This is a genomic window from Pseudomonas sichuanensis (assembly GCF_024749065.1).
Lineage (GTDB): Bacteria > Pseudomonadota > Gammaproteobacteria > Pseudomonadales > Pseudomonadaceae > Aquipseudomonas > Aquipseudomonas sichuanensis.
On the sequence record NZ_CP087185.1, the window covers coordinates 4,604,953 to 4,626,063 of the forward strand.

18 protein-coding genes are annotated in these 21,111 nt (G+C 62.5%); all 18 read right to left on the reverse strand.

Going from position 1 to position 21,111, the window contains the following annotated elements; all coding sequences use genetic code 11:
• Positions 1-237: 237 nt before the first annotated feature.
• The gene (gene tilS, locus LOY51_RS20880) at positions 238-1,521 is read right to left on the reverse strand and encodes a tRNA lysidine(34) synthetase TilS (RefSeq protein WP_258642883.1); all 1,284 of its coding nucleotides are present in this window, start codon (positions 1,519-1,521) and stop codon (positions 238-240) included.
• A 119-nt stretch (positions 1,522-1,640) separates the two neighbouring features.
• Entirely contained in the window at positions 1,641-2,588 is a 948-nt protein-coding gene (locus tag LOY51_RS20885) for an acetyl-CoA carboxylase carboxyltransferase subunit alpha (RefSeq protein ID WP_110992408.1), read from the reverse strand.
• 107 nt (positions 2,589-2,695) lie between these two features.
• On the reverse strand, positions 2,696-6,220 hold the full coding sequence (dnaE, locus tag LOY51_RS20890; protein WP_125859894.1) for a DNA polymerase III subunit alpha: 3,525 nt from the start codon (positions 6,218-6,220) through the stop codon (positions 2,696-2,698).
• Positions 6,221-6,409: 189 nt separating this feature from the next.
• Complete coding sequence (gene rnhB / locus LOY51_RS20895) at positions 6,410-7,033, reverse strand: ribonuclease HII (RefSeq protein ID WP_125465205.1); 624 nt, start codon at positions 7,031-7,033, stop codon at positions 6,410-6,412.
• Between the two features lies 1 nt (position 7,034).
• Positions 7,035-8,162 carry a lipid-A-disaccharide synthase gene (gene lpxB / locus LOY51_RS20900; RefSeq protein ID WP_125859896.1) on the reverse strand — a complete coding sequence of 376 codons (1,128 nt, stop codon included), beginning with the start codon at positions 8,160-8,162 and terminating at the stop codon, positions 7,035-7,037.
• Between the two features lies 1 nt (position 8,163).
• Positions 8,164-8,940, reverse strand: coding sequence for an acyl-ACP--UDP-N-acetylglucosamine O-acyltransferase (gene lpxA, locus LOY51_RS20905; RefSeq protein WP_125465207.1), 777 nt, complete (start codon positions 8,938-8,940; stop codon positions 8,164-8,166).
• Positions 8,937-9,377: a 3-hydroxyacyl-ACP dehydratase FabZ gene (gene fabZ, locus LOY51_RS20910; protein ID WP_125465208.1), complete on the reverse strand. Its 441-nt coding sequence runs from the start codon at positions 9,375-9,377 to the stop codon at positions 8,937-8,939. Before fabZ ends, lpxA begins: the two co-directional genes overlap by 4 nt.
• 114 nt (positions 9,378-9,491) lie before the next feature.
• Positions 9,492-10,547, reverse strand: a complete 1,056-nt coding sequence (gene lpxD, locus LOY51_RS20915; protein ID WP_125465209.1) for a UDP-3-O-(3-hydroxymyristoyl)glucosamine N-acyltransferase — start codon at positions 10,545-10,547, stop codon at positions 9,492-9,494.
• 1 nt (position 10,548) lies between these two features.
• Entirely contained in the window at positions 10,549-11,052 is a 504-nt protein-coding gene (locus LOY51_RS20920) for an OmpH/Skp family outer membrane protein (RefSeq protein WP_110992415.1), read from the reverse strand.
• Positions 11,053-11,096: 44 nt separating this feature from the next.
• On the reverse strand, positions 11,097-13,445 hold the full coding sequence (gene bamA, locus LOY51_RS20925) for an outer membrane protein assembly factor BamA (RefSeq protein ID WP_125859898.1): 2,349 nt from the start codon (positions 13,443-13,445) through the stop codon (positions 11,097-11,099).
• 75 nt (positions 13,446-13,520) lie between these two features.
• Entirely contained in the window at positions 13,521-14,873 is a 1,353-nt protein-coding gene (rseP, locus tag LOY51_RS20930; RefSeq protein WP_125465211.1) for a sigma E protease regulator RseP, read from the reverse strand.
• Between the two features lie 33 nt (positions 14,874-14,906).
• Complete coding sequence (ispC, locus tag LOY51_RS20935) at positions 14,907-16,097, reverse strand: 1-deoxy-D-xylulose-5-phosphate reductoisomerase (protein ID WP_125859900.1); 1,191 nt, start codon at positions 16,095-16,097, stop codon at positions 14,907-14,909.
• Positions 16,094-16,909 (reverse strand): phosphatidate cytidylyltransferase, encoded by an 816-nt coding sequence (locus LOY51_RS20940; protein WP_125465213.1) that lies wholly within the window; start codon positions 16,907-16,909, stop codon positions 16,094-16,096. The genes ispC and LOY51_RS20940 overlap by 4 nt, the downstream gene beginning before the upstream one ends.
• Positions 16,909-17,664, reverse strand: coding sequence for a polyprenyl diphosphate synthase (gene uppS / locus LOY51_RS20945; protein ID WP_125859902.1), 756 nt, complete (start codon positions 17,662-17,664; stop codon positions 16,909-16,911). Before uppS ends, LOY51_RS20940 begins: the two co-directional genes overlap by 1 nt.
• A gap of 15 nt (positions 17,665-17,679) precedes the next feature.
• Positions 17,680-18,237 (reverse strand): ribosome recycling factor, encoded by a 558-nt coding sequence (frr, locus tag LOY51_RS20950; RefSeq protein WP_110992421.1) that lies wholly within the window; start codon positions 18,235-18,237, stop codon positions 17,680-17,682.
• Positions 18,234-18,977 carry a UMP kinase gene (gene pyrH / locus LOY51_RS20955; RefSeq protein WP_016392310.1) on the reverse strand — a complete coding sequence of 248 codons (744 nt, stop codon included), beginning with the start codon at positions 18,975-18,977 and terminating at the stop codon, positions 18,234-18,236. Before pyrH ends, frr begins: the two co-directional genes overlap by 4 nt.
• Positions 18,978-19,154: 177 nt before the next feature.
• Positions 19,155-20,018, reverse strand: a complete 864-nt coding sequence (gene tsf, locus LOY51_RS20960; protein WP_125465216.1) for a translation elongation factor Ts — start codon at positions 20,016-20,018, stop codon at positions 19,155-19,157.
• Between the two features lie 188 nt (positions 20,019-20,206).
• Positions 20,207-20,944: a 30S ribosomal protein S2 gene (rpsB, locus tag LOY51_RS20965; protein ID WP_110992423.1), complete on the reverse strand. Its 738-nt coding sequence runs from the start codon at positions 20,942-20,944 to the stop codon at positions 20,207-20,209.
• Positions 20,945-21,111: the final 167 nt, after the last annotated feature.

Below are 21,111 nucleotides of genomic sequence, written 5' to 3' on the forward strand. Positions count from 1 at the left end.
TGCGCCGCCGGAGAAAGCGAAGGAAGGCCGAAGCCCCCGATCACCTGCGTCAATCACAGTGCATCTCGAACAACTGCCGCGTCTGTACAGACCAGGGGTATCCCCGGCATGGAGCTCGCTCGTCATTTTAAGAATCAGCCCAGCAAAAAACTGCTTGGTAATCGGCAACCCCTGTGTTTTCGAGGAACCCACAGAAGTTGTATCAAGAAGGGAGGGTAGTCTACCGGAATGTACCCTTCAGCTCAAACCTTGCACGCTGGTCGGCGGCTGCCAGTGCAACTGGCAATTTGCCGCCCCCAGCTCGGGCAGGTTGGCCACCGCCAGCAACTGCTCGCCCTGATACAGCAACGGCAGACGCGGGCGCACGAAATGCGGGATCTGCAACTCGTTGAGCAGACGCTTGAGGTCGCGCCGGCCACGACCAGGAAGGTCCAGCACTTCGCCACCCTGGCGATAGACGATGCGCAGGCCCGCAGCGACTGATTGCGCAGCCAACCGCACATGACCGTTGCCCGGCAATGCCAGCGGCCGGGTCGGGTCCTGCCAGGCCAGCGCCCCGGATGGCGCGCGCTGCCACTCGCCACTCAACCACCAGATGCGTCCATGGCTGCGCTGCAACTCGCCGTCGGTCAGGCACCACACCGGCCGGGCGTCGGCTGCTGCGTCGCGCAGGTCGTTCCAGCCCGCCCAGTGGCGGCTGTCGGGCAACCGGGTGCGGCGGCCAAGCCAGTATTGCAGGGCATTGCGCTGGCGCGCTGGCGACAATGCCGCGATGGTGGCAAGGTCGAGGGAGTCCAGCCCGAGCCAGGGCAGCGGCGCATTGCCGCAGGCCGTCGCCAGGTCGTCTGTGGCCAGTTCATCGAGCAGGCCCAATGCCTCCCCCAGGTGCTCGGCGCTGCGCGCCAGGCTCGCTTCGGCCTGGGGCCAGCGCTGCCTCAGCAGCGGCAACACCTCGCTACGCAGGTAGTTGCGGGCGAAGGTGGTGTCGGTATTGGTGGGATCATCGACCCACACCAGCCCCTTGCTCCGGGCATAGGCCTGCAATTGCGCGCGCGACAGTTTGAGCATCGGGCGAACCAGCCCGCCCTGCCCCAGCGGCCGCACCTCGGGCATGGCCGACAGGCCCCGCAACCCGGCGCCGCGCAGCAGACGGAACAGCAAGGTTTCGGCCTGATCGTCACGGTGCTGGCCGGTGAACAGCACGGCGCCTGGGGCGAGCAGCTTTTCGAAGGCTGTGTAACGGGCATCGCGGGCAGCCTGCTCAAGGCTGGCACCCAGGGCTACCTGAACGTGAATGACGTCGAGTTCAATGCCCAGGGCATCACAGACGGTTCTGCAGTGGGCGGGCCATGCATCGGCGGCAGCTTGCAGACCATGATGCACATGGACGGCACGCAGCGGCGGCGCGGGGTGGTTGCGGGCGTAGTCGGCCAGCAGGTGCAGGAGGACGGTGGAGTCGAGGCCACCGGAGAAGGCGATGTACCAGCCGGGGGCGCTTAGCCAAGGGGTGAGGTTGAGCATCGGGGCCTCACTTGCGAAAGCATCGCGGGGCAAGCCCGCTCCCACGGGAACGGCGCTTGCTTCAGACATTGCGCGATCCCGTGGGAGCGGGCTTGCCCCGCGATTGCTGCTGCGGCGTATTAGAGACCGTAGCTCATCAGGCGATCGTAACGGCGCTTGAGCAGCGCATCGTTGTCGAGCTTGCCGAGCATGTCCAGCTGTTCGATCAGGTCGGCACGGATGCTTGCAGAGACCTTGGCCGGGTCACGGTGGGCGCCGCCCAGCGGTTCCTGGATGACCTTGTCGACGATGTTCAGGCTCTTCAGGCGATCGGCGGTCACGCCCATGGCCTCGGCAGCGTCGGCGGCACGGTCGGCGGTCTTCCACAGGATCGAGGCGCAACCTTCCGGCGAGATCACCGAGTAGGTCGAGTACTGCAGCATGTTCAGCTGGTCGCACACGCCAATGGCCAGTGCACCGCCGGAACCACCTTCACCGATCACGGTGGCGATGATCGGAGTCTTCAGGCGCGCCATCACCCGCAGGTTCCAGGCGATGGCTTCGCTCTGGTTGCGCTCTTCGGCGTCGATGCCTGGGTAGGCGCCGGGGGTGTCGATGAAGGTCAGGATCGGCATCTTGAAGCGCTCGGCCATCTCCATCAGACGGCAGGCCTTGCGGTAGCCCTCCGGGCGCGGCATGCCGAAGTTGCGGCGAACCTTCTCGCGCACTTCGCGGCCTTTCTGATGACCGATGACCATCACCGGCTTGTCGTTCAGGCGCGCGGTACCACCGACGATGGCGGCGTCGTCGGCGAAATGACGGTCGCCATGCAGCTCTTCGAACTCGGTGAAGATGTGATCGATGTAGTCGAGGGTATACGGACGGCGCGGGTGACGGGCCAGGCGAGCGATCTGCCAGCTGGTCAGGTTGCCGAAGATGCTCTCGGTCAGTGTGTTGCTCTTGTCTTGCAGACGGGCAATTTCATCGCTGATGTTCAGCGAGTTGTCGTTGCCTACCAGGCGCAGGCCTTCGATCTTGGCTTGCAGGTCGGCAATCGGCTGTTCGAAATCGAGAAAATTCGGGTTCATAGTCATCCGTCTTGGGTCTACGGCCAGGCGGCCGGCCGGTTGATCCGTTTGGCGCCCTACCTTAAGGGATCAGGCGCATTCAGGTCGAGATTAAATTTTTTGTCGATTCAACGATATTGCAGGAAGACGTTCTCACGCCCGAACTGGTCACGCAGTGCCTGAATCAACCCATCGGCCGGGTCGATGCACCACTGGTCGCCGAACTGCAGCATGGCCTTGGCGTCGCTGCCGGTGTACTCCAGGGTGATCGGGCAGCCCCCGCGATGACGGGTGATCAGCTCGCCCAGCCACTTCAGCCGATCGCCCTTGAGCGCCTCATGGGCGACTTTCAGGCGCAGGCTCTCGGCCAGTTTGGTGCGTGCATCCTCCATGGTCATCACCGTCTTGACCCGCAGGCGCAGGCCGCCGGAGAAGTCATCGTTGCTGACCTCCCCTTCCACCACCACCATGGCGTCGGTCTGCAGCAACGCTTGCGCGGCCATGAAGGCGTCGGCGAACAACGAGGCTTCGATACGCCCGGAGCGGTCGTCCAGGGTCACGAAGCCCATCTTGTCGCCCTTCTTGTTCTTCATCACCCGCAGGGCAATGATCATTCCAGCAATGGTCTGGGTGTCACGCGCCGGCTTGAGGTCGATGATGCGCTGGCGGGCGAAGCGGCGGATCTCGGCCTCGTACTCGTCGATCGGGTGGCCGGTGAGATACAGCCCGAGGGTGTCCTTTTCGCCCTTGAGGCGCTCCTTGAGCGTCAGTTCGCGCACCTTGCGGTGGTTGGCGTAGACGTCGACATCCGCCTCGTCGAACATGCTGCCGAACAGGTCGACGTGACCACTGTCGGCGGTATGCGCCGCCTGCTCGGCAGCCTTGACGGCCTCGCCCAGCGCCGACAGCAAGGTGGCGCGATTGATGTCGATGTTGGCCTGGTAGGCCTTGATCTCGTCATGGAAGTGCGGGCCCAGGCGGTCCAGCGCACCGCTGCGGATCAGCGCGTCGAGGGTACGCTTGTTGACCCTTTTGAGGTCGATGCGTTCACAGAAGTCGAACAGGTCCTTGAACGGGCCACCTTGCGCCCGCGCCTCGACAATCGCCTCCACCGGCCCCTCACCCACGCCCTTGATCGCCCCCAGGCCATAGACGATGCGGCCATGGTCGTTGACGGCGAACTTGAAGTCGGAGAAGTTCACGTCCGGCGCATCGAGCCGCAGCTTCATGCTGCGCACTTCCTCGACCAGCACCACCACCTTGTCGGTGTTGTGCATGTCCGCCGACAGTACCGCGGCCATGAACGGCGCCGGGTAGTGGGTCTTCAGCCAGGCAGTCTGGTAGGAAACCAGGCCATAGGCTGCGGAGTGGGACTTGTTGAAGCCGTAACCGGCGAATTTTTCTACCAGATCGAAGATGTTACCGGCCAGGTCCGCATCGATGTTGTTGCCAACGCAACCCTCGATGAAACCACCGCGCTGCTTGGCCATCTCCTCGGGCTTTTTCTTACCCATCGCCCGGCGCAGCATGTCGGCGCCACCGAGGGTGTAGCCGGCCATCACCTGGGCAATCTGCATCACCTGTTCCTGGTACAGGATGATGCCGTAGGTGGGCGCCAGTACCGGCTTGAGGCCTTCGTACTGGTAGTCGGCGTGCGGGTAGGCCAGCTCGGCGCGGCCGTGCTTGCGGTTGATGAAGTCGTCCACCATGCCCGACTGCAGCGGGCCGGGACGGAACAACGCCACCAGTGCGATCAAGTCTTCCAGGCAGTCGGGCTTGAGCTTCTTGATCAGCTCTTTCATGCCGCGCGATTCAAGCTGGAACACTGCAGTGGTCTCGGCCTTCTGCAGCAGCTCGTAGGTCTTGCGGTCATCCAGCGGGATGAAGTCGATGTTCACGTCGGGCAGATTGTTCTTTTTCTGCTCGCGATTGATGATCTCCATCGCCCATTTGATGATGGTCAGCGTGCGCAGGCCGAGGAAGTCGAACTTCACCAGGCCCGCGGCCTCGACGTCGTCCTTGTCGAACTGGGTCACCAGGCCGCCGCCCTCTTCGTCACAGGCGATCGGCGAGAAGTCGGTGAGCTTGGTGGGCGCGATCACCACACCACCGGCGTGCTTGCCGGTACCGCGGGTGACACCCTCGAGCTTGAGGGCCATGTCCCAGATCTCGCGGCCATCCTCGTCGCTCTTGAGGAAGTCGCGCAGGATTTCTTCCTGCTCGTAGGCCTTCTCCAGGGTCATGCCCACTTCGAACGGGATCATCTTCGACAGCCGGTCGGCCAAACCGTACGACTTGCCCTGCACCCGCGCCACGTCACGCACCACCGCCTTGGCGGCCATGGTGCCGAAAGTGATGATCTGGCTGACCGCATTGCGGCCATAGGCCTCGGCCACGTAGTCGATCACCCGGTCGCGGCCATCCATGCAGAAGTCGACGTCGAAGTCGGGCATGGAAATACGTTCAGGGTTGAGGAAACGCTCGAACAGCAGGTCGTAGGCCAGCGGGTCGAGGTCGGTGATCTTCAGTACATAGGCCACCAGCGAGCCGGCACCCGAGCCCCGGCCCGGGCCGACCGGCACGTCGTTGTTCTTGGCCCACTTGATGAAGTCCATAACGATCAGGAAGTAACCGGGGAAGCCCATCTGGATGATGATGTCCAGTTCGAACTTCAGACGGTCCAGGTAGACCTGGCGCTTCTCTTCGTAGTTGGGCGTGGTCTCCTTCGGCCAAAGTACCGCCAGGCGCTCTTCCAGGCCTTCGTGGGAGACATGGCGCAGGTAGTCGTCGATGCCCATGCCGTTGGGCGTGGGGAAGTCGGGCAGGAAGTACTTGCCCAGCTGCACGGTGATGTTGCAGCGTTTGGCGATCTCCACGGTGTTGGCGATGGCGTCAGGCAGGTCGCTGAACAGCTCGGCCATCTCTTCGGCGGACTTGAGGTACTGCTGGTCGCTGTAGCCACGTGGCCGACGGGGATCGTCGAGGGTCCAGCCTTCGCCGATGCAGACCCGGGTTTCGTGGGCGTCGAAGTCCGACTGCTTGATGAAGCGCACGTCGTTGGTCGCCACCAGCGGCGCGCCGAGCTTGTCGGCCAGGGCCACGGCGGCGTGCACATACTCTTCGTCACCGGCACGGTTGGTACGCTGCACCTCGACGTAGAAGCGCTCCGGGAACATGCCCATCCAGTCGCCGAGCAAGGCCTCGGCCTCATGCTCGCGGCCCGCCATCAACGCCGCGCCGATATCGCCTTCCTTGCCAGCGGACAGGGCGATCAGGCCCTCGCTGGCCGGGGCGATCCATTCGCGCTGGATGATCACCAGGCCATTGCGCTGGCCGTCGGTCCAACCCCTGGAGATCAGCTCGGTGAGGTTGCGGTAGCCCTGGGGGTTCATAGCCAGGAAACAGATCCGCGACAGTGGCGCCTCGGGATCGCTGCCCGCCAGCCACAGGTCTGCGCCGCAGATGGGCTTGATACCGGCGCCCATGGCGGTCTTGTAGAACTTCACCAGCGAGCACATGTTGCTCTGGTCGGTGATCGCCACCGCCGGCATGTTCATCCCGGCCAAGGCCTTGGCCAGCGGCTTGATCCGCACCAGGCCGTCGACCAGGGAGAATTCGGAATGCACGCGAAGGTGAATGAAGGAGACCGACATGGAAAGTCCTGTAGCAGCGCTGAACGACAAGGGCGGGATTGTAGCGTAAACGGGCGGAATGTATGGGGCCGCTTCGCAGCCCTTTCGCCGGCAAGCCGGCTCCCACAGTTACAGTGCAGCTCTTGAAGTCTGCACCGGCCTGTGGGAGCCGGCTTGCCGGCGAAAGGGGCGCGAAGCGGCCCCAATGGATCAGATCAAGGAAGTGGACAGCCCCTCACGGGCCTCCCAGGCCGCTCGCACCGGCGCGAACGAGCGCCGATGAATCGGCGTAGGCCCAAGCCGAGCCAGCGCCTCCAGGTGCACCGGCGTCGGGTAGCCCTTGTGCCCGCCGATCCCGTAGCCCGGGTAGATCAGCTCGAACGCGCTCATCTCACGGTCACGGGTGACCTTGGCCAGGATCGACGCGGCGGCAATGGCCGGCACCTGGGAATCCCCCTTGACCACCGGCGCCGCCGGCACCGACAGTTTCGGGCAGCGGTTGCCGTCGATCAGCGCCAGTTTGGGCGTGACGTGCAACCCCTCGACCGCGCGCTGCATGGCCAGCATGGTGGCTTGCAGGATGTTCAGGCGGTCGATTTCCTCGACCTCGGCGCGGGCGATGCAGAAGCTCAGGGCTTTCTCGCAGATCTCGTCGAACAACGCCTCGCGCTTGGCTTCGGTGAGCTTCTTCGAGTCGTTCAGGCCAAGGATCGGGCGCTGAGGATCGAGAATCACCGCCGCAGTAACGACCGCGCCGCACAGCGGGCCGCGGCCGACCTCATCGACACCGGCGACCAGGTCCTCGACCAGGTTGAAATCCAGTCCCATCTGCATGTCAGTGATCCTTCAACAGGGCAAGCACCGCGTCAGCCGCCTGATTGGAGGCATCACGGCGCAGGGTACGGTGGATCTGGTCGAAACTTTCGGTCTGCTGCGAGCCATCCTTGACCAGTGGTGCCAGGGTCTGGGCCAGGGCTTCGCTGGTGGCGGCATCCTGCAGCAGCTCGGGCACCAGCAGGCGCTGGGCCAGCAGGTTGGGCAGCGACACGTAGGGGCTCTTGACCATGCGTTTGAGGATCCAGTACGTCAGCGGCGCCAGGCGATAGGCCACCACCATCGGCCGCTTGTACAGCATCGCCTCCAGCGTGGCGGTACCGGAGGCGATCAGCACCGCATCGCACGCCGCCAGGGCTGTGTGCGACTGGCCGTCCAGCAGGGTCAACGGCAGCTCGCGCCCTGCGAGCATCTGCTCGAGCTGGGCACGCCGCGCGGCATTCGCGCAGGGCAGCACAAAGCGTACGCCCGGCACCAGCTCGACCAGACGCTGGGCAGCGTCCAGGAACAGTGCGCCCAGGCGCCCTACTTCGCCGCCTCGGCTACCTGGCATCAGTGCCACCACTGGCCCGGCGGCTAGCCCGAGTTCGCTGCGGGCTCCGCTGCGATCAGCCTCTAGCGGTATGGTGTCAGCCAACGGGTGACCGACGAAACGCACCGGCACGCCCTGCTCTTCATAGAAGCGCGCCTCGAACGGCAGCAGGGTCAGCATCAGGTCGCAGCCTTCGCGAATCTTCAACACGCGCTTCTGCCGCCACGCCCATACCGAGGGGCTGACGTAGTGCACGGTCTTGATCCCGGCCTGACGCAACTTGAGTTCGATGTTGAGGGTGAAGTCCGGCGCGTCGATGCCGATGAAAACGTCCGGCTTTTCGTCGATCAGCGTCTGGATCAGCAGCTTGCGCCGTTTGAGCAGCTCACGCAGGCGCCCCAGCACTTCCACCAGGCCCATCACCGCCAGGCGCTCCATGGGGAAGTAGGAGGTCATGCCTTCGGCTTCCATCAAGGGCCCGCCCACGCCGATGAAACGCACATCGGGATGGCGGGCCTTGATGGCGCGCATCAGGCCGGAGCCTAGGATATCGCCGCTGGCCTCACCCGCGACCAACGCAACACAGAGTTGGGCCATATCAGCGGGTGATGCCGCGGGCGGAATCGACGATCGATTTGCGGAACACTTCGACTTCAGGGAACTGGCTGGCCAATTCCTCGAGTTCCTTCAGTGCTTCCTCGACGGTCAGCCCCTGGCGATAGACCACCTTGTAGGCACGGCGCAGGGCATGCAGCACTTCGTCGCTGAAACCGCGACGGCGCAAGCCTTCGAAGTTCATGCTGCGTGCTTCGGCCGGGCTGCCGAATACCGTGACGAAAGCCGGGACATCCTTGCCGATCGCCGTCCCCATGCCGGAGAAGGCGTGGGCACCGATATGGCAATACTGGTGCACCAGCGTATAGCCGGACAGGATCGCCCAGTCACCCACATGCACATGGCCAGCCAGCGCTGTGTTGTTGACCAGGATGCAGTGGTTGCCGATCACGCTGTCGTGGCCGATGTGCGCGTAGGCCATGATCAGGTTGTGGTCGCCCAGGGTGGTCTCCGAACGGTCCTGCACGGTACCGCGATGGATGGTGACACCCTCGCGAATCACATTGTGATCGCCGATCACCAGGCGGGTGAGTTCACCCTTGTACTTCAGGTCCGGGGTGTCTTCACCGATGGAACTGAACTGGTAGATACGGTTGTGTTTGCCAATGCGGGTCGGGCCCTTGAGCACCACATGAGGGCCGATAACGGTACCCTCGCCGATTTCCACATCAGGGCCTACGATCGACCAAGGGCCGACCTCGACGCCTTCGGCCAGCTTGGCCGAAGGGTCGATGATCGCCCGAGGATCAATCGAATTCATAGGGACTGTTCCGCGCAAGTGATTTCTGCCGAGCAGACGGCCTTGCCATCAACCAGTGCACGGCATTCGAACTTCCAGATCATGCGCTTGCGGCTGATGAATTTGGCTTCCAGCACCAGCTGATCGCCCGGCAGCACAGGCTGGCGGAAACGCAGCTTGTCGGAACCGACGAAGTAGTACAGGGTGCCATCAGCCGGTTTGGCATCGAGCATCTTGAAACCGAGAATTCCGGCCGCCTGGGCCATCGCCTCGATGATCAGCACGCCCGGCATGATCGGGTGCGCCGGGAAATGGCCGTTGAAGAACGGCTCGTTGATGCTGACATTCTTGTAGGCACGAATGCTCTGGGCCTCGAAATCCAGATCCGTCACCCGGTCCACCAGCAGGAACGGGTAACGGTGAGGCAGGTATTCGCGAATCTCGTTGATGTCCATCATTTCGGGGGGAAGCCTGTAATAAGAATAGGGAGCGCAGGTGCTGACCACACGCTCCTTTTGCAGATCCAAAGAGGAGCCAGCTAGCGATTGTGCACGCTTGCTCAGAAGGCGGTATTAGCCTTCTGATGTCGGCTGGCCACCTGAGGTCACTGTATCGACACGTTTTTCCAGCTGCTGCAGGCGCTTGGCCGTCTCATCCAACTGGCGAATTCGCGCGGCACTCTTGCGCCATTCGGCCAGTGGTTGCATGGCCGTGCCAGAAGAATAGCCGCCTGGCTCGGTGATCGAACGGGTAACCATGGTCATGCCGGAAACGAATACGTTGTCGCACACCTCGATATGCCCGACCATGCCGACGCCGCCCGCAATCATGCAATGCTTGCCGATCTTGGTGCTGCCGGAAATACCGACGCAGGCCGCCATCGCCGTGTGGTCACCGACCTGCACGTTGTGGGCGATCTGGATCTGGTTGTCGAGCTTGACGCCATTGCCGATAAGGGTATCCGACAGCGCACCGCGGTCGACGGCGGTGTTCACGCCGATCTCCACGTCATCGCCCAGCGTCACGCCACCGATTTGGGCGATCTTCTGCCACACGCCCTTCTCGTTGGCGAAACCGAAGCCCTCACCACCGATCACGGCGCCAGACTGGATGACCACACGCTTGCCGATGGTCACGTCGTGATACAGCGTGACGCGCGGCGCAAGCCAGCCACCTTCACCGATGACGCAACGTGCACCAATGAAGCAGTGCGCGCCGACCGTGACGTTCGCGCCAATACGCACGCCAGCTTCGATCACCGCGAAGGGACCGATGCTGGCGCTGGCATCCACCTGTGCGTCCTCGGCTACCACGGCGCTGGGATGAATTCCCGCCACAGCCTTGGGCTTAGGGTCGAACAGGTGCGAAATACGAGCATAGGCAAGGTACGGGTCAGGCACGATCAGTGCGTTGCCGGCAAAGGCTGCGGCATCCTCGGCCTTGAGCAGCACCGCACCTGCCTGGGCATTGTCCAGGTACTTGCGGTACTGCTTGTTGGCGAGGAAGCTCAGTTGCCCGGGCCCGGCCTCCTGCAAGGTGGCCAGCCCACTGATTTGCAGCGCCTCGGGGCCTTTGAGCTCAGCCCCGAGGGCCTCGGCCAGCTGGCCGAGCGTCATGGTCACGGTCATATCAACGGGCTTGGTTCATGCGCTCGATGACCTGGCGGGTGATGTCGTACTGCGGTTTGACATCGATGACCGCGCCACGCTCGAGCACCAGGTCAAAGCCACCCTTCTTGATCACTTCTTCGACAGCACCGTCCAGCTTGGGCTTGAGCTGCTTGAGCATGTCGCGGTCGGCTACGGCCTTGGCTTCGTTCAGCTCCTTGGACTGGAACTGGAAGTCACGGGCCTTCTGCTTGAATTCGAGTTCCAGACGCTCACGCTCAGGCTGTGCCATTTTATCCCCGCCTTTGATCAGGCGGTCCTGGATGCCTTTGGCGCTGCTTTCCAGGCCCTTGAGCTTGGTCAGTTGCGGGCCGAATTTCTTCTCGGCGTCAACGGCGTACTTCTTGGCCGCATCGGACTCGAGCAGGGCCATCTGATAGTTCAGCACGGCAACCTTCATTTCGGCGAAAGCCGGGGTGGCGACCAGCGCCGCAGCCACGAGGGCCAGTTGGGTCAACTTACGCACGATGCACTCCTGGATAAACCGTTGTCGTTATGCAAGGGCTGACCTTAGAAGGTCTGGCCCAGAGAGAATTGGAACACCTGGGTGTCGGCGTCGTCCGGCTTCTTGATTGGCATCGCCAGGCTGAAGCTCAACGGGCCCAGCGCGGTGATCCAGGTCACACCCAGACCAACGGAGCTGGCCATGTCGGAGAAACCGACCTTGGCGCAATCCGGCTTGGAGCCGCAATTGGTGTCGAATACGTTACCCACATCCCAGAACACCGAGGTACGCAGGGAGCGCTGGTCCTTGACGAACGGCAGCGGGAACAGCAGCTCTACACCGCCCTGCACCAGCACGTTGCCACCGAACGGCAGCGGATCCTGGTCCGGGTCGGCGATGGTGCCTGGGTTCTTGCCGGTACTTGGGGTACTGCGCGGACCGAGGCTGCTGTCCTTGAAGCCACGTACCGAGTTGAAACCACCCGCGTAGTAGTTTTCATAGAACGGCAGGCCGGAGGTACCGCCGAAACCATCACCATAGCCCAGTTCAGTGTGCAGGCGCAGGGTGTAGTCGTTGTTGATCGGCTTGAACAGCTGGCCGCGGTAGTCGAGCTTGTAGAACGACAGGTCGCTGCCTGGGACGGTAGTTTCGAGTGTCAGGCTCTGCGAGTGGCCACGGGTAGCCAGCACGCCCTTGTTGAGGGTCGATTCGGACCAGCCGACCGAGGCCTTGAAGTTCAGGAAGCTGTCGCCCTCCTCTTTGAGGAAGTCGAAGATCTCGTCGACGGTGTAACGGCCGGTTTTAAGCTTGTCCTGCTGCACGGTCAGGCCGTAGGTCAGACGCGAGGTTTCGCTGATCGGGTAACCCAGGCTGACACCGGCGCCGAGGCTGTCGACCGCATAGCTGGCCACGTCGACGTCGAGGTCGTCGTAGTTGGTGCTGCGGTAGAAGGCGTTGTAGCCCAGGCTCACGCCGTCGGCAGTGAAGTAGGGGTCAACGAAGCCGAAGTTGTAGCGAGTCTGGTATTCCGAACGGGTCAGGCCGATGGACACCTTGTTACCGGTACCCAGGAAGTTGGTCTGGCTGATCGAACCACCGAGGATCAAACCGGCACTCTGGGCGAAACCGACGCTGGCGGTGATCGAGCCGGAGGCCTGCTCTTCTACGCTGTAGTTGACGTCGACCTGGTCGTCGGTGCCTGGCACTGCCGGGGTCTCGACGTTGACTTCCTTGAAGAAGCCCAGGCGCTCGAGGCGGGTCTTGGACTGATCGATCAGGTAGGTCGAAGCCCAGCCACCTTCCATCTGACGCATTTCACGACGCAGCACTTCGTCTTCGGTCTTGGTGTTGCCGCGGTAGTTGATGCGGTTGACGTAGGCGCGTTTGCCCGGATCGACGACGAACATGATGTCGACGGTGTGATCCTGGTCGTTCGGCTGTGGCACGCCGTTGACGTTGGCGAAGGTGTAGCCCTCGTTACCCAGGCGGCGGGTAATGAGGTCGGAAGTGGTGGTCATCACCTTGCGCGAGAACACCTGGCCTGGCTGTACCAGCAGCAGCGACTTGACCTGGTCTTCCGGTACCTTGAGGTCGCCGGAGAGCTTCACGTCACGGACGGTGTACTTCTCGCCTTCATTGATGTTGACGGTGATGTAGACGTGCTTCTTGTCCGGGGTGATGGACACCTGGGTGGACGCGATGTCCATGTTGATGTAGCCGCGGTCCAGGTAGTAGGAGCGCAGGCGCTCGAGGTCACCGGACAGCTTCTCGCGGGCGTACTTGTCGTCGTTCTTGAAGAACGACAGCCAGTTGGTGGTTTTCAGCTCGAACAGCTGGCCCAGGGTTTCGTCGTCGAACACCGTGTTGCCGACCACGTTGATGTGCTGGATTGCAGCGACGGTGCCTTCGTTGATCTTGATCTTCAGGCCGACCCGGTTGCGCGGCTGCGGCACGACTTCGGCGTCGACTTCGGCCGAATAGCGCCCCTGGGCCACATACTGGCGCTGCAGTTCGTTACGCACGCCTTCGAGCGTCGCGCGCTGGAAGATCTCGCCTTCGGCCAGGCCAGACTGCTTGAGGCCCTTCATCAGGTCTTCGGTGCTGATGGCCTTGTTGCCTTCGATCTCGATGCTGGCGACCGACGGGCGCTCGACCACGTTGATGATCAGGACATTGCCGTCGCGATTCAGCTGGATGTCCTGGAAGAAACCGGTCTTGAACAGCGAGCGGGTGGAGTCGACCAGACGGCGGTCATCGACCTGATCGCCGACGTTCAGCGGCAGGGCGCCGAACACGCTGCCGGCGGAAACCCGCTGCAGGCCGTTGACACGAATATCGGAGATGGTGAAGGACTCGGCGTGAACTTCAGCGATCATCAGTGCGGAGAGGACCGCAGTTAGCAGCAGACGTTTCATGAAGTCCTTTTATTCCAACTGGCAATAAACTACCCGCCGCGATGAGGCAGCAGGTTTCGCGATTGAGCGAAGCTTTTATAGTCGACCCAGATCGTTGATCAGGGCGAGCAACATCACCCCTATGACCAAACTGATACCGATCTGGACCCCCCAACCCTGCACCCGATCCGAGAGCGGACGACCGCGCGCCCATTCGATCAGGTAGAACAGCAAATGCCCCCCATCCAGTACTGGAATAGGCAGCAAATTCAGAACCCCCAGGCTTATGCTCAGGTAGGCCAGGAAATTCAGGAAATCCCCAACGCCCGACTGGGCTGAAGCGCCCGCCACTTTAGCAATGGTTATCGGTCCGCTCAAGTTTTTTACCGAGAGCTCCCCGAACAGCATTTTCTTCAACGATTCAAGGGTCAGGACACTCATGCTCCAGGTCCGCGAAAGGCCCTCGCCCACGGCCTCAAGCGGGCCGTAGCTGACTTCGCGGAGCATCTGCGGCGGCCATTGCGCGCCTTTCACACCGGCGCCCAGATAACCACCGGCTGCCTGGCCTTCACCCTTGCGCGCCAGCGTTACCGGCAGCTCCAGCTGCGCGCCGTCACGTTCGATGCGCAGATTGACCTTTTGTTCAGGGCGGGCGCGAACGGCATCGACCACCTGCTGCCAGTCAGCCAACGCCACACCATCGAGGGCCAACAGCTTGTCGCCGGTCTTGAGCCCCGCCGCTGCGGCAGGGCCCTTGGGATCGATCTCGGCCAGCACCGGCGTCACTGCCGGGCGCCACGGGCGCAGGCCCAGTGACTGGATCGGGTCGGGCTCGTCGACGCCCTTGAGCCAATGGCTCAGCTGGATATCGCGCTGCTGCGGGGCCGTTGCGCCCTCATCGAGCACGCCCACGCGCAGGGTGCCGCTCTCGCCGAGGCGACGCACCAGTTGCAGGTTGACCGCCGACCAGCCATTGGTCGGCTCACCGTCAACCGAGACAATTTCCTGGCCCGCGCTCAAGCCGGCGACAGCCGCCAGGCTGCCCGACTCGACTGCACCGATGACCGGGCGCACCTGCTGGGTGCCGAGCATGGCGATGACCCAGAAGAACAGGATGGCGAGCAGGAAGTTGGCGATGGGGCCGGCGGCAACGATGGCGATGCGCTGGCGTACCGACTTGCGGTTGAACGACTGCTCGATCAGCGCTGGCGGGACCTCGCCCTCGCGCTCATCGAGCATTTTGACGTAGCCACCCAGGGGGATGGCTGCCACCACGAACTCGGTGCCCTGCCGATCATGCCAACGCAACAGCGGCGTGCCGAAGCCTACCGAGAAGCGCAGCACCTTGACGCCACAGCGCCGCGCCACCCAGAAGTGACCGAATTCGTGAAAAGTGACCAGCACACCCAATGCCACCAGAGTGCCAACAATCATGTACAGCGCAGTCATGTGCTATCTCCGCAAGACGTTCGGTGCTGCCGCTCAGCGGCCGTGGCGCCTCAGCCACTCACGGGACAGCTCCCGCGCACGCTGGTCGGCGGCGAACACCGCATCGAGCGTGGCAACTGGCACCACAGGCTCCTGTTCGAGCACCTGCTCGATCATACCCGCGATCTCCGGGAAGCGGATACGCCGCGCCAGGAACGCGTCCACCGCCACTTCGTTGGCGGCATTGAGTACCGCTGGCGCACTATTGCCCGCCTCGGCAGCCTGACGCGCCAGGCGCAGGCAAGGGAAGCGCTGTTCGTCGGGGGCCTGGAAATCCAGACGGGCGATGGCGAACAGGTCCAGTGGCGCAACCCCCGAGTCGATACGCTCCGGCCAGGCCAGGGCGTTGGCGATCGGGGTACGCATGTCCGGGTTGCCCAGTTGGGCGAGCACCGAGCCATCGATATAGTCGACCAGCGAGTGGATCACGCTTTGCGGGTGCACCACCACTTCCACGGTCGCAGGCGCCGTATCAAACAGCCAGCAGGCCTCGATCAGCTCCAGGCCTTTGTTCATCATGCTGGCCGAGTCGACCGATATCTTGCGCCCCATGGACCAGTTGGGATGGGCGCAGGCTTGTTCAGGCGTGACATCGACCAGCGCCGCCGCAGGCATTTCGCGGAACGGGCCGCCCGAGGCGGTGAGCAGGATGCGCCGCACCCCCACTGCACTCAGGCCGCGGGCGTAGTCGCCAGGCATGCACTGGAAGATCGCATTGTGCTCGCTGTCGATCGGCAACAGCACGGCGCCACTGCGACGCACGGCATCCATGAACAGCGCGCCGGACATCACCAGCGCTTCCTTGTTGGCCAGCAGTACCTTCTTGCCCGCCTCGACCGCCGCCAGGGTTGGGCGCAAGCCTGCGGCGCCAACGATGGCCGCCATCACCGCATCCACTTCCGGCGCGGATGCGACCTGGCACAAACCTGCCTCGCCCTCGAGCACCTCGGTGGCGCAGCCGGCAACAGCCAAGCCCTCACGCAGACGAGTGGCCGCTTCGGCGCTCGGCACCACGGCGAACGCCGGACGATGGCGCTCGCACAGCGCCAGCAACTCGTCGACCCGGGAGTAGCCGGTCAGCGCGAATACCTGGTAGCGCTCGGGATGTCGGGCAATGACATCCAGGGTACTCAGGCCGATTGAGCCGGTAGCGCCCAGTACAGTGATGCGCTGCACAGTACTCACAGCACACCCCACTCGGCGGCCCACAGCAGCACGGCGAACATCGGAATGGCCGCGGTCAGGCTGTCTATACGGTCGAGCACGCCACCGTGGCCGGGCAGCAGGTTGCTGCTGTCCTTGATCCCTTCGCGGCGCTTGAACATGCTCTCGGTCAGGTCACCGACCACCGAGGACATGACCACCACCACTGCGCCCAGCAAGCCCAGCAGCAACTGGCCAACACTCCAGTCGCGGTACAGGGCGACGCCCAGGCTGATCAGCAGGCTGACTGCCAGCCCACCGTAGACACCTTCCCAGCTCTTGCCCGGGCTGACTTGCGGCGCCAGCTTGCGCTTGCCGAAGGCACGCCCCGAGAAGTAGGCGCCGATGTCGGCGGCCCACACCAGCACCATGACCGCCAGGATCAGCCAATTGCCCTGCGGCCAGTGCTTGAGCAGCACCAACCCCTGCCAGGCCGGCAACAGGATCAGCAGGCCGATCAGCAAACGACAGGCGGCACTGGTCCACAACTCGTTGCTGCGCGGGTAGGTCAGCACCAGCCAGGTGGCCAGCGCCCACCAGATCACCGAGGCACCCAGCACCCAGGGCGCAAGGTCGGGCATGAGATAGAGCAGCATCAGCGCGCCAGCAACCACCGCGGCATAGGCAATGCGCAGCGGCTGGGCCACCAGCCCGGCCAACCGCGCCCACTCCCAGGCACCCAGCGTGACCACGAAGCCGATGAACAAGGCGAAATCCCCACCGTTGAGCAGGAAGAAACCACCCAGCGCGACCGGCAACAGGATCAGCGCAGTAATGATGCGTTGTTTAAGCATTAAGCACGGGCTCCGGCTTCGACCTGCTCGCTGGTCTTACCGAAGCGGCGCTGGCGCGAAGCGAAATCGGCCAGTGCGTTACGCATGGCCTCGTGTTTGAAGTCCGGCCAGAACAGGTCGGAGAAGTACAGCTCGGCATAGGCCAGCTGCCACAGCAGGAAGTTGCTGATGCGACGCTCGCCGCCGGTGCGGATGCACAGGTCGGGCAGCGGCAGGTCACCAGTGGCCAGGCACGTCTGCAGCAGCTCGGGAGTGATGTCGTCCGGGCGCAGATGACCGGCCTGGACTTCCCGCGCCAGGCGTTGGGCCGCCTGGGCGATATCCCACTGACCACCGTAGTTGGCGGCAATCTGCAGGATGAACCGATTGCTGCCGACAGTGGCGGCCTCGGCCTCGCGCATCGCTGCTTGCAGCTCAGGGTGGAAGCGCGAACGGTCACCAATGATGCGCAGGCTGATGTTGTTGTCATTCAGCCGCTTGGCCTCGCGGCGCAACGCAGAGAAGAACAACTCCATCAACGCCCCGACCTCTTCGGCCGGGCGCTGCCAGTTCTCGCTGGAGAAGGCGAACAGAGTCAGTACTTCAACCCCGGACTCGGCGCAGACTTCGATGACCGCACGCACGGCATCGACACCCGCCTTGTGCCCGGCAACGCCGGGCAACAGGCGCTTCTTCGCCCAGCGATTGTTGCCATCCATGATGATCGCGACGTGACGCGGCACCGAAGACAGTGCCGCCAGCTTGGTCTTTTCCATTAAAAAACCTCGGCCTTAGACGGCCAACAGGTCCTTTTCCTTGGCTTTGTACGCGGCGTCGACTTCGGCGACGAACTTGTCGGTCAGCTTCTGGATTTCGTCAGCGGCGCGACGCTCTTCGTCTTCGCTGATTTCCTTGTCCTTGGTCAGCTTCTTCAAGTCGGCAAGGGCATCGCGACGCACGTTGCGCACGGCAACCTTGGCATCTTCGGCAACGCCGCTGGCCTGCTTGGTGTAACCCTTGCGGGTTTCCTCGGTCAGGGCCGGCATCGGTACACGGATGGTGGTACCGGCGCTGGACGGGTTCAGGCCCAGGTCGGAGGTCAGGATGGCCTTCTCGATGGCTGCGCTGAGGTTCTTGTCGTGGGCGACGATCTTCAGGGTGCGGGCATCTTCGACGGTAATGGCGGCCACCTGGTTCAGCGGCATGTCGCTACCCCAGGCAGGAACCTTGACGCTGTCCAGGATGCTTGGGTGGGCACGGCCGGTGCGGATGGCAGCCAGGTGGCGACCCAGCGCCTCGATGGACTTGCCCATGCGGTCCTGGGCGTCTTTCTTGATGTCGTTGATCATTTCTGAACTTCCTCGATCAGGGTTCCTTCAGCGCCGCCGTGCACGATGTTCAGCAGGGCGCCAGGCTTATTCATGTTGAAGACGCGCAGCGGCATCTTGTGGTCGCGGCACAGACAGATTGCCGTCAGGTCCATTACCCCCAGCTTGCGATCCAGCACTTCATCGTAGGTCAGATGATCGAACTTCTCGGCATGCGGGTCTTTGAATGGATCTGCAGTGTATACACCATCGACCTTGGTTGCTTTCAATACTACGTCGGCATCGATTTCGATGGCGCGCAGGCAAGCGGCAGAGTCGGTGGTAAAGAACGGGTTGCCGGTACCGGCAGCGAAGATCACCACTTCTTTGGCGTTCAGGTGGCGCATGGCCTTGCGGCGATCATAGTGATCGGTCACACCGACCATGGAGATGGCAGACATGACGATGGCGGTGATGTTCGCACGCTCCAGCGCGTCGCGCATGGCCAGGGCGTTCATCACGGTTGCCAGCATGCCCATGTGGTCGCCGGTGACACGATCCATGCCGGCTGCGCTGAGCGCCGCACCACGGAACAGGTTGCCACCACCGATCACCAGACCGACCTGAACACCGATACCGACCAGCTGGCCGACTTCCAGCGCCATGCGATCCAGGACCTTGGGGTCGATCCCGAACTCTTCCGAGCCCATCAGGGCCTCGCCGCTCAGTTTGAGTAGAATGCGTTTATAGCGAGCCTGATAACCACTGCCCTGCTGAGCCATTGCGAATCTCTCCTGCGGCGTTTGTAAAATTCTGGCGGGCTGTTTCAGCCTGCGCGTAACTCCAGCGTGACGCAGCTTCTGCGTCAGCGAGCAGCGGTTGGGTAAACCGCTGCCGCTTTGACAAAGAGGCTGCGCGCGTGAGCGGGCAGCCTCTTTGGGGCGACAGACGAGTCTGTCTTACTGCTTGGCAGCAGCCAGCTGAGCGGCAACTTCTTCAGCGAAGTTGTCGACTGGCTTCTCGATGCCTTCGCCTACTTTGAAGTAGGTGAAGGAAACGATTTCAGCACCGGCTTTCTTGGCCAGCTCGCCGACTTTGACTTCCGGGTTCATGACGAAGGCCTGCTCTTTCAGCGACGCTTCGGCTTTGAACTTGGAAATACGGCCGTTGACCATGTTTTCAACGATGTTTTCCGGCTTGCCGGCGATCTTGTCGGCGTTCAGTTGCAGGAAGACGTTCTTCTCGCGCTCGACGGCCTCGGCGGAAATTTCCGACGCATCCAGGAACTCTGGGTTCGAAGCTGCAACGTGCATGGCGATGTTCTTGGCCAGCTCGACGTCGCCGCCTTTCAGGACAACGACAGCACCGATCTTGTTGCCGTGCAGGTAGGCACCGACAACGTCACCCTCAACGCGCACCAGGCGACGGATGTTGACGTTCTCGCCGCACTTGGCAACCAGGGCTTCACGAGCGGCTTCGCGGGAAGCGATCAGCGGAGCAGCTTCGGTCAGCTTCTGAGCGAAGGCTTCTTCAACGCTTTCAGCGACGAAGTTCTTGAAGTCGTCTTGCAGGGCCAGGAAGTCGGTCTGCGAGTTCACTTCCAGCAGAACGGCGGCTTTACCGTCGGTCTTGACCGCGATAGCGCCTTCAGCGGCAACGTTGCCGGCTTTCTTGGCGGCCTTGATGGCGCCCGAAGCACGCATGTCGTCGATGGCTTTTTCGATGTCGCCACCGGCCTTTTCCAGGGCCTTCTTGCAATCCATCATGCCTTCGCCGGTACGCTCGCGCAGTTCTTTGACCAGCGCTGCAGTAATTGCTGCCATTTCAAAATCCTCTTGGAAAGTTTTTCAACCATTCCACCCGCTCTTCACGGGCGTTAAATTCTGCAAATCCGCTGCTTTTATGCATCAGCGCGCCCATGATGCGGGGCCGTTGCTGACAGCAGGATTTCAAGGTGGCAAAAAGGGGGCCTAGCCCCCTTTTTGCGTGCCAAGTAGACGCTAAGCGTCAATTACTCAGCAGCAGGTGCAGCCGCTTCTTCAACGTAGACTTCGGTGCCGCCAGCAACGTTGTTGCGGCCGCGGATGACGGCGTCAGCCATCGAAGTCATGTACAGCTCGATGGCGCGGATGGCGTCGTCGTTACCTGGAATGACGTAGTCAACGCCTTCTGGGCTGCTGTTGGTATCGACAACGCCGATAACCGGGATGCCCAGCTTGTTGGCTTCGGTGATCGCGATGCGCTCGTGATCAACGTCGATAACGAACAGTGCGTCAGGCAGACCGCCCATGTCCTTGATACCACCCAGGCTGCGGTCCAGTTTTTCCAGATCGCGCGAACGCATCAGGGCTTCTTTCTTGGTCAGCTTGGCGAAGGTGCCATCTTCGGCCTGGACTTCCAGGTCGCGCAGACGCTTGATCGAAGCACGAATGGTCTTGTAGTTGGTCAGCATGCCGCCCAACCAGCGGTGGTCAACGTATGGCGAACCGCAACGAGCAGCTTGCTCGGCGACGATCTTGCCGGCGGAACGCTTGGTGCCGACGAACATGATCTTGTTCTTGCCCTGGGCCAGGCGCTCGACGAACGACAGAGCGTCGTTGAACATCGGCAGGGTTTTTTCCAGGTTGATGATGTGGATCTTGTTACGCGCGCCGAAAATGTACTTGCCCATTTTCGGGTTCCAGTAACGGGTCTGGTGGCCGAAGTGCACACCGGCCTTCAGCATATCGCGCATGTTGACTTGGGACATGATAGTTCCTTGATAAGTCGGGTTGGGCCTCCACGCATCCCAATGACCAACCCGCGAATCCGTGGACTCGGGGCACCCAGGTCATCGTGTCGACACGTGTGTGGGTTTGAGCTTACGGAGGTCATCCCCCGAAAGCGGCGCATTTTATACCACAGAGTACGAACGAA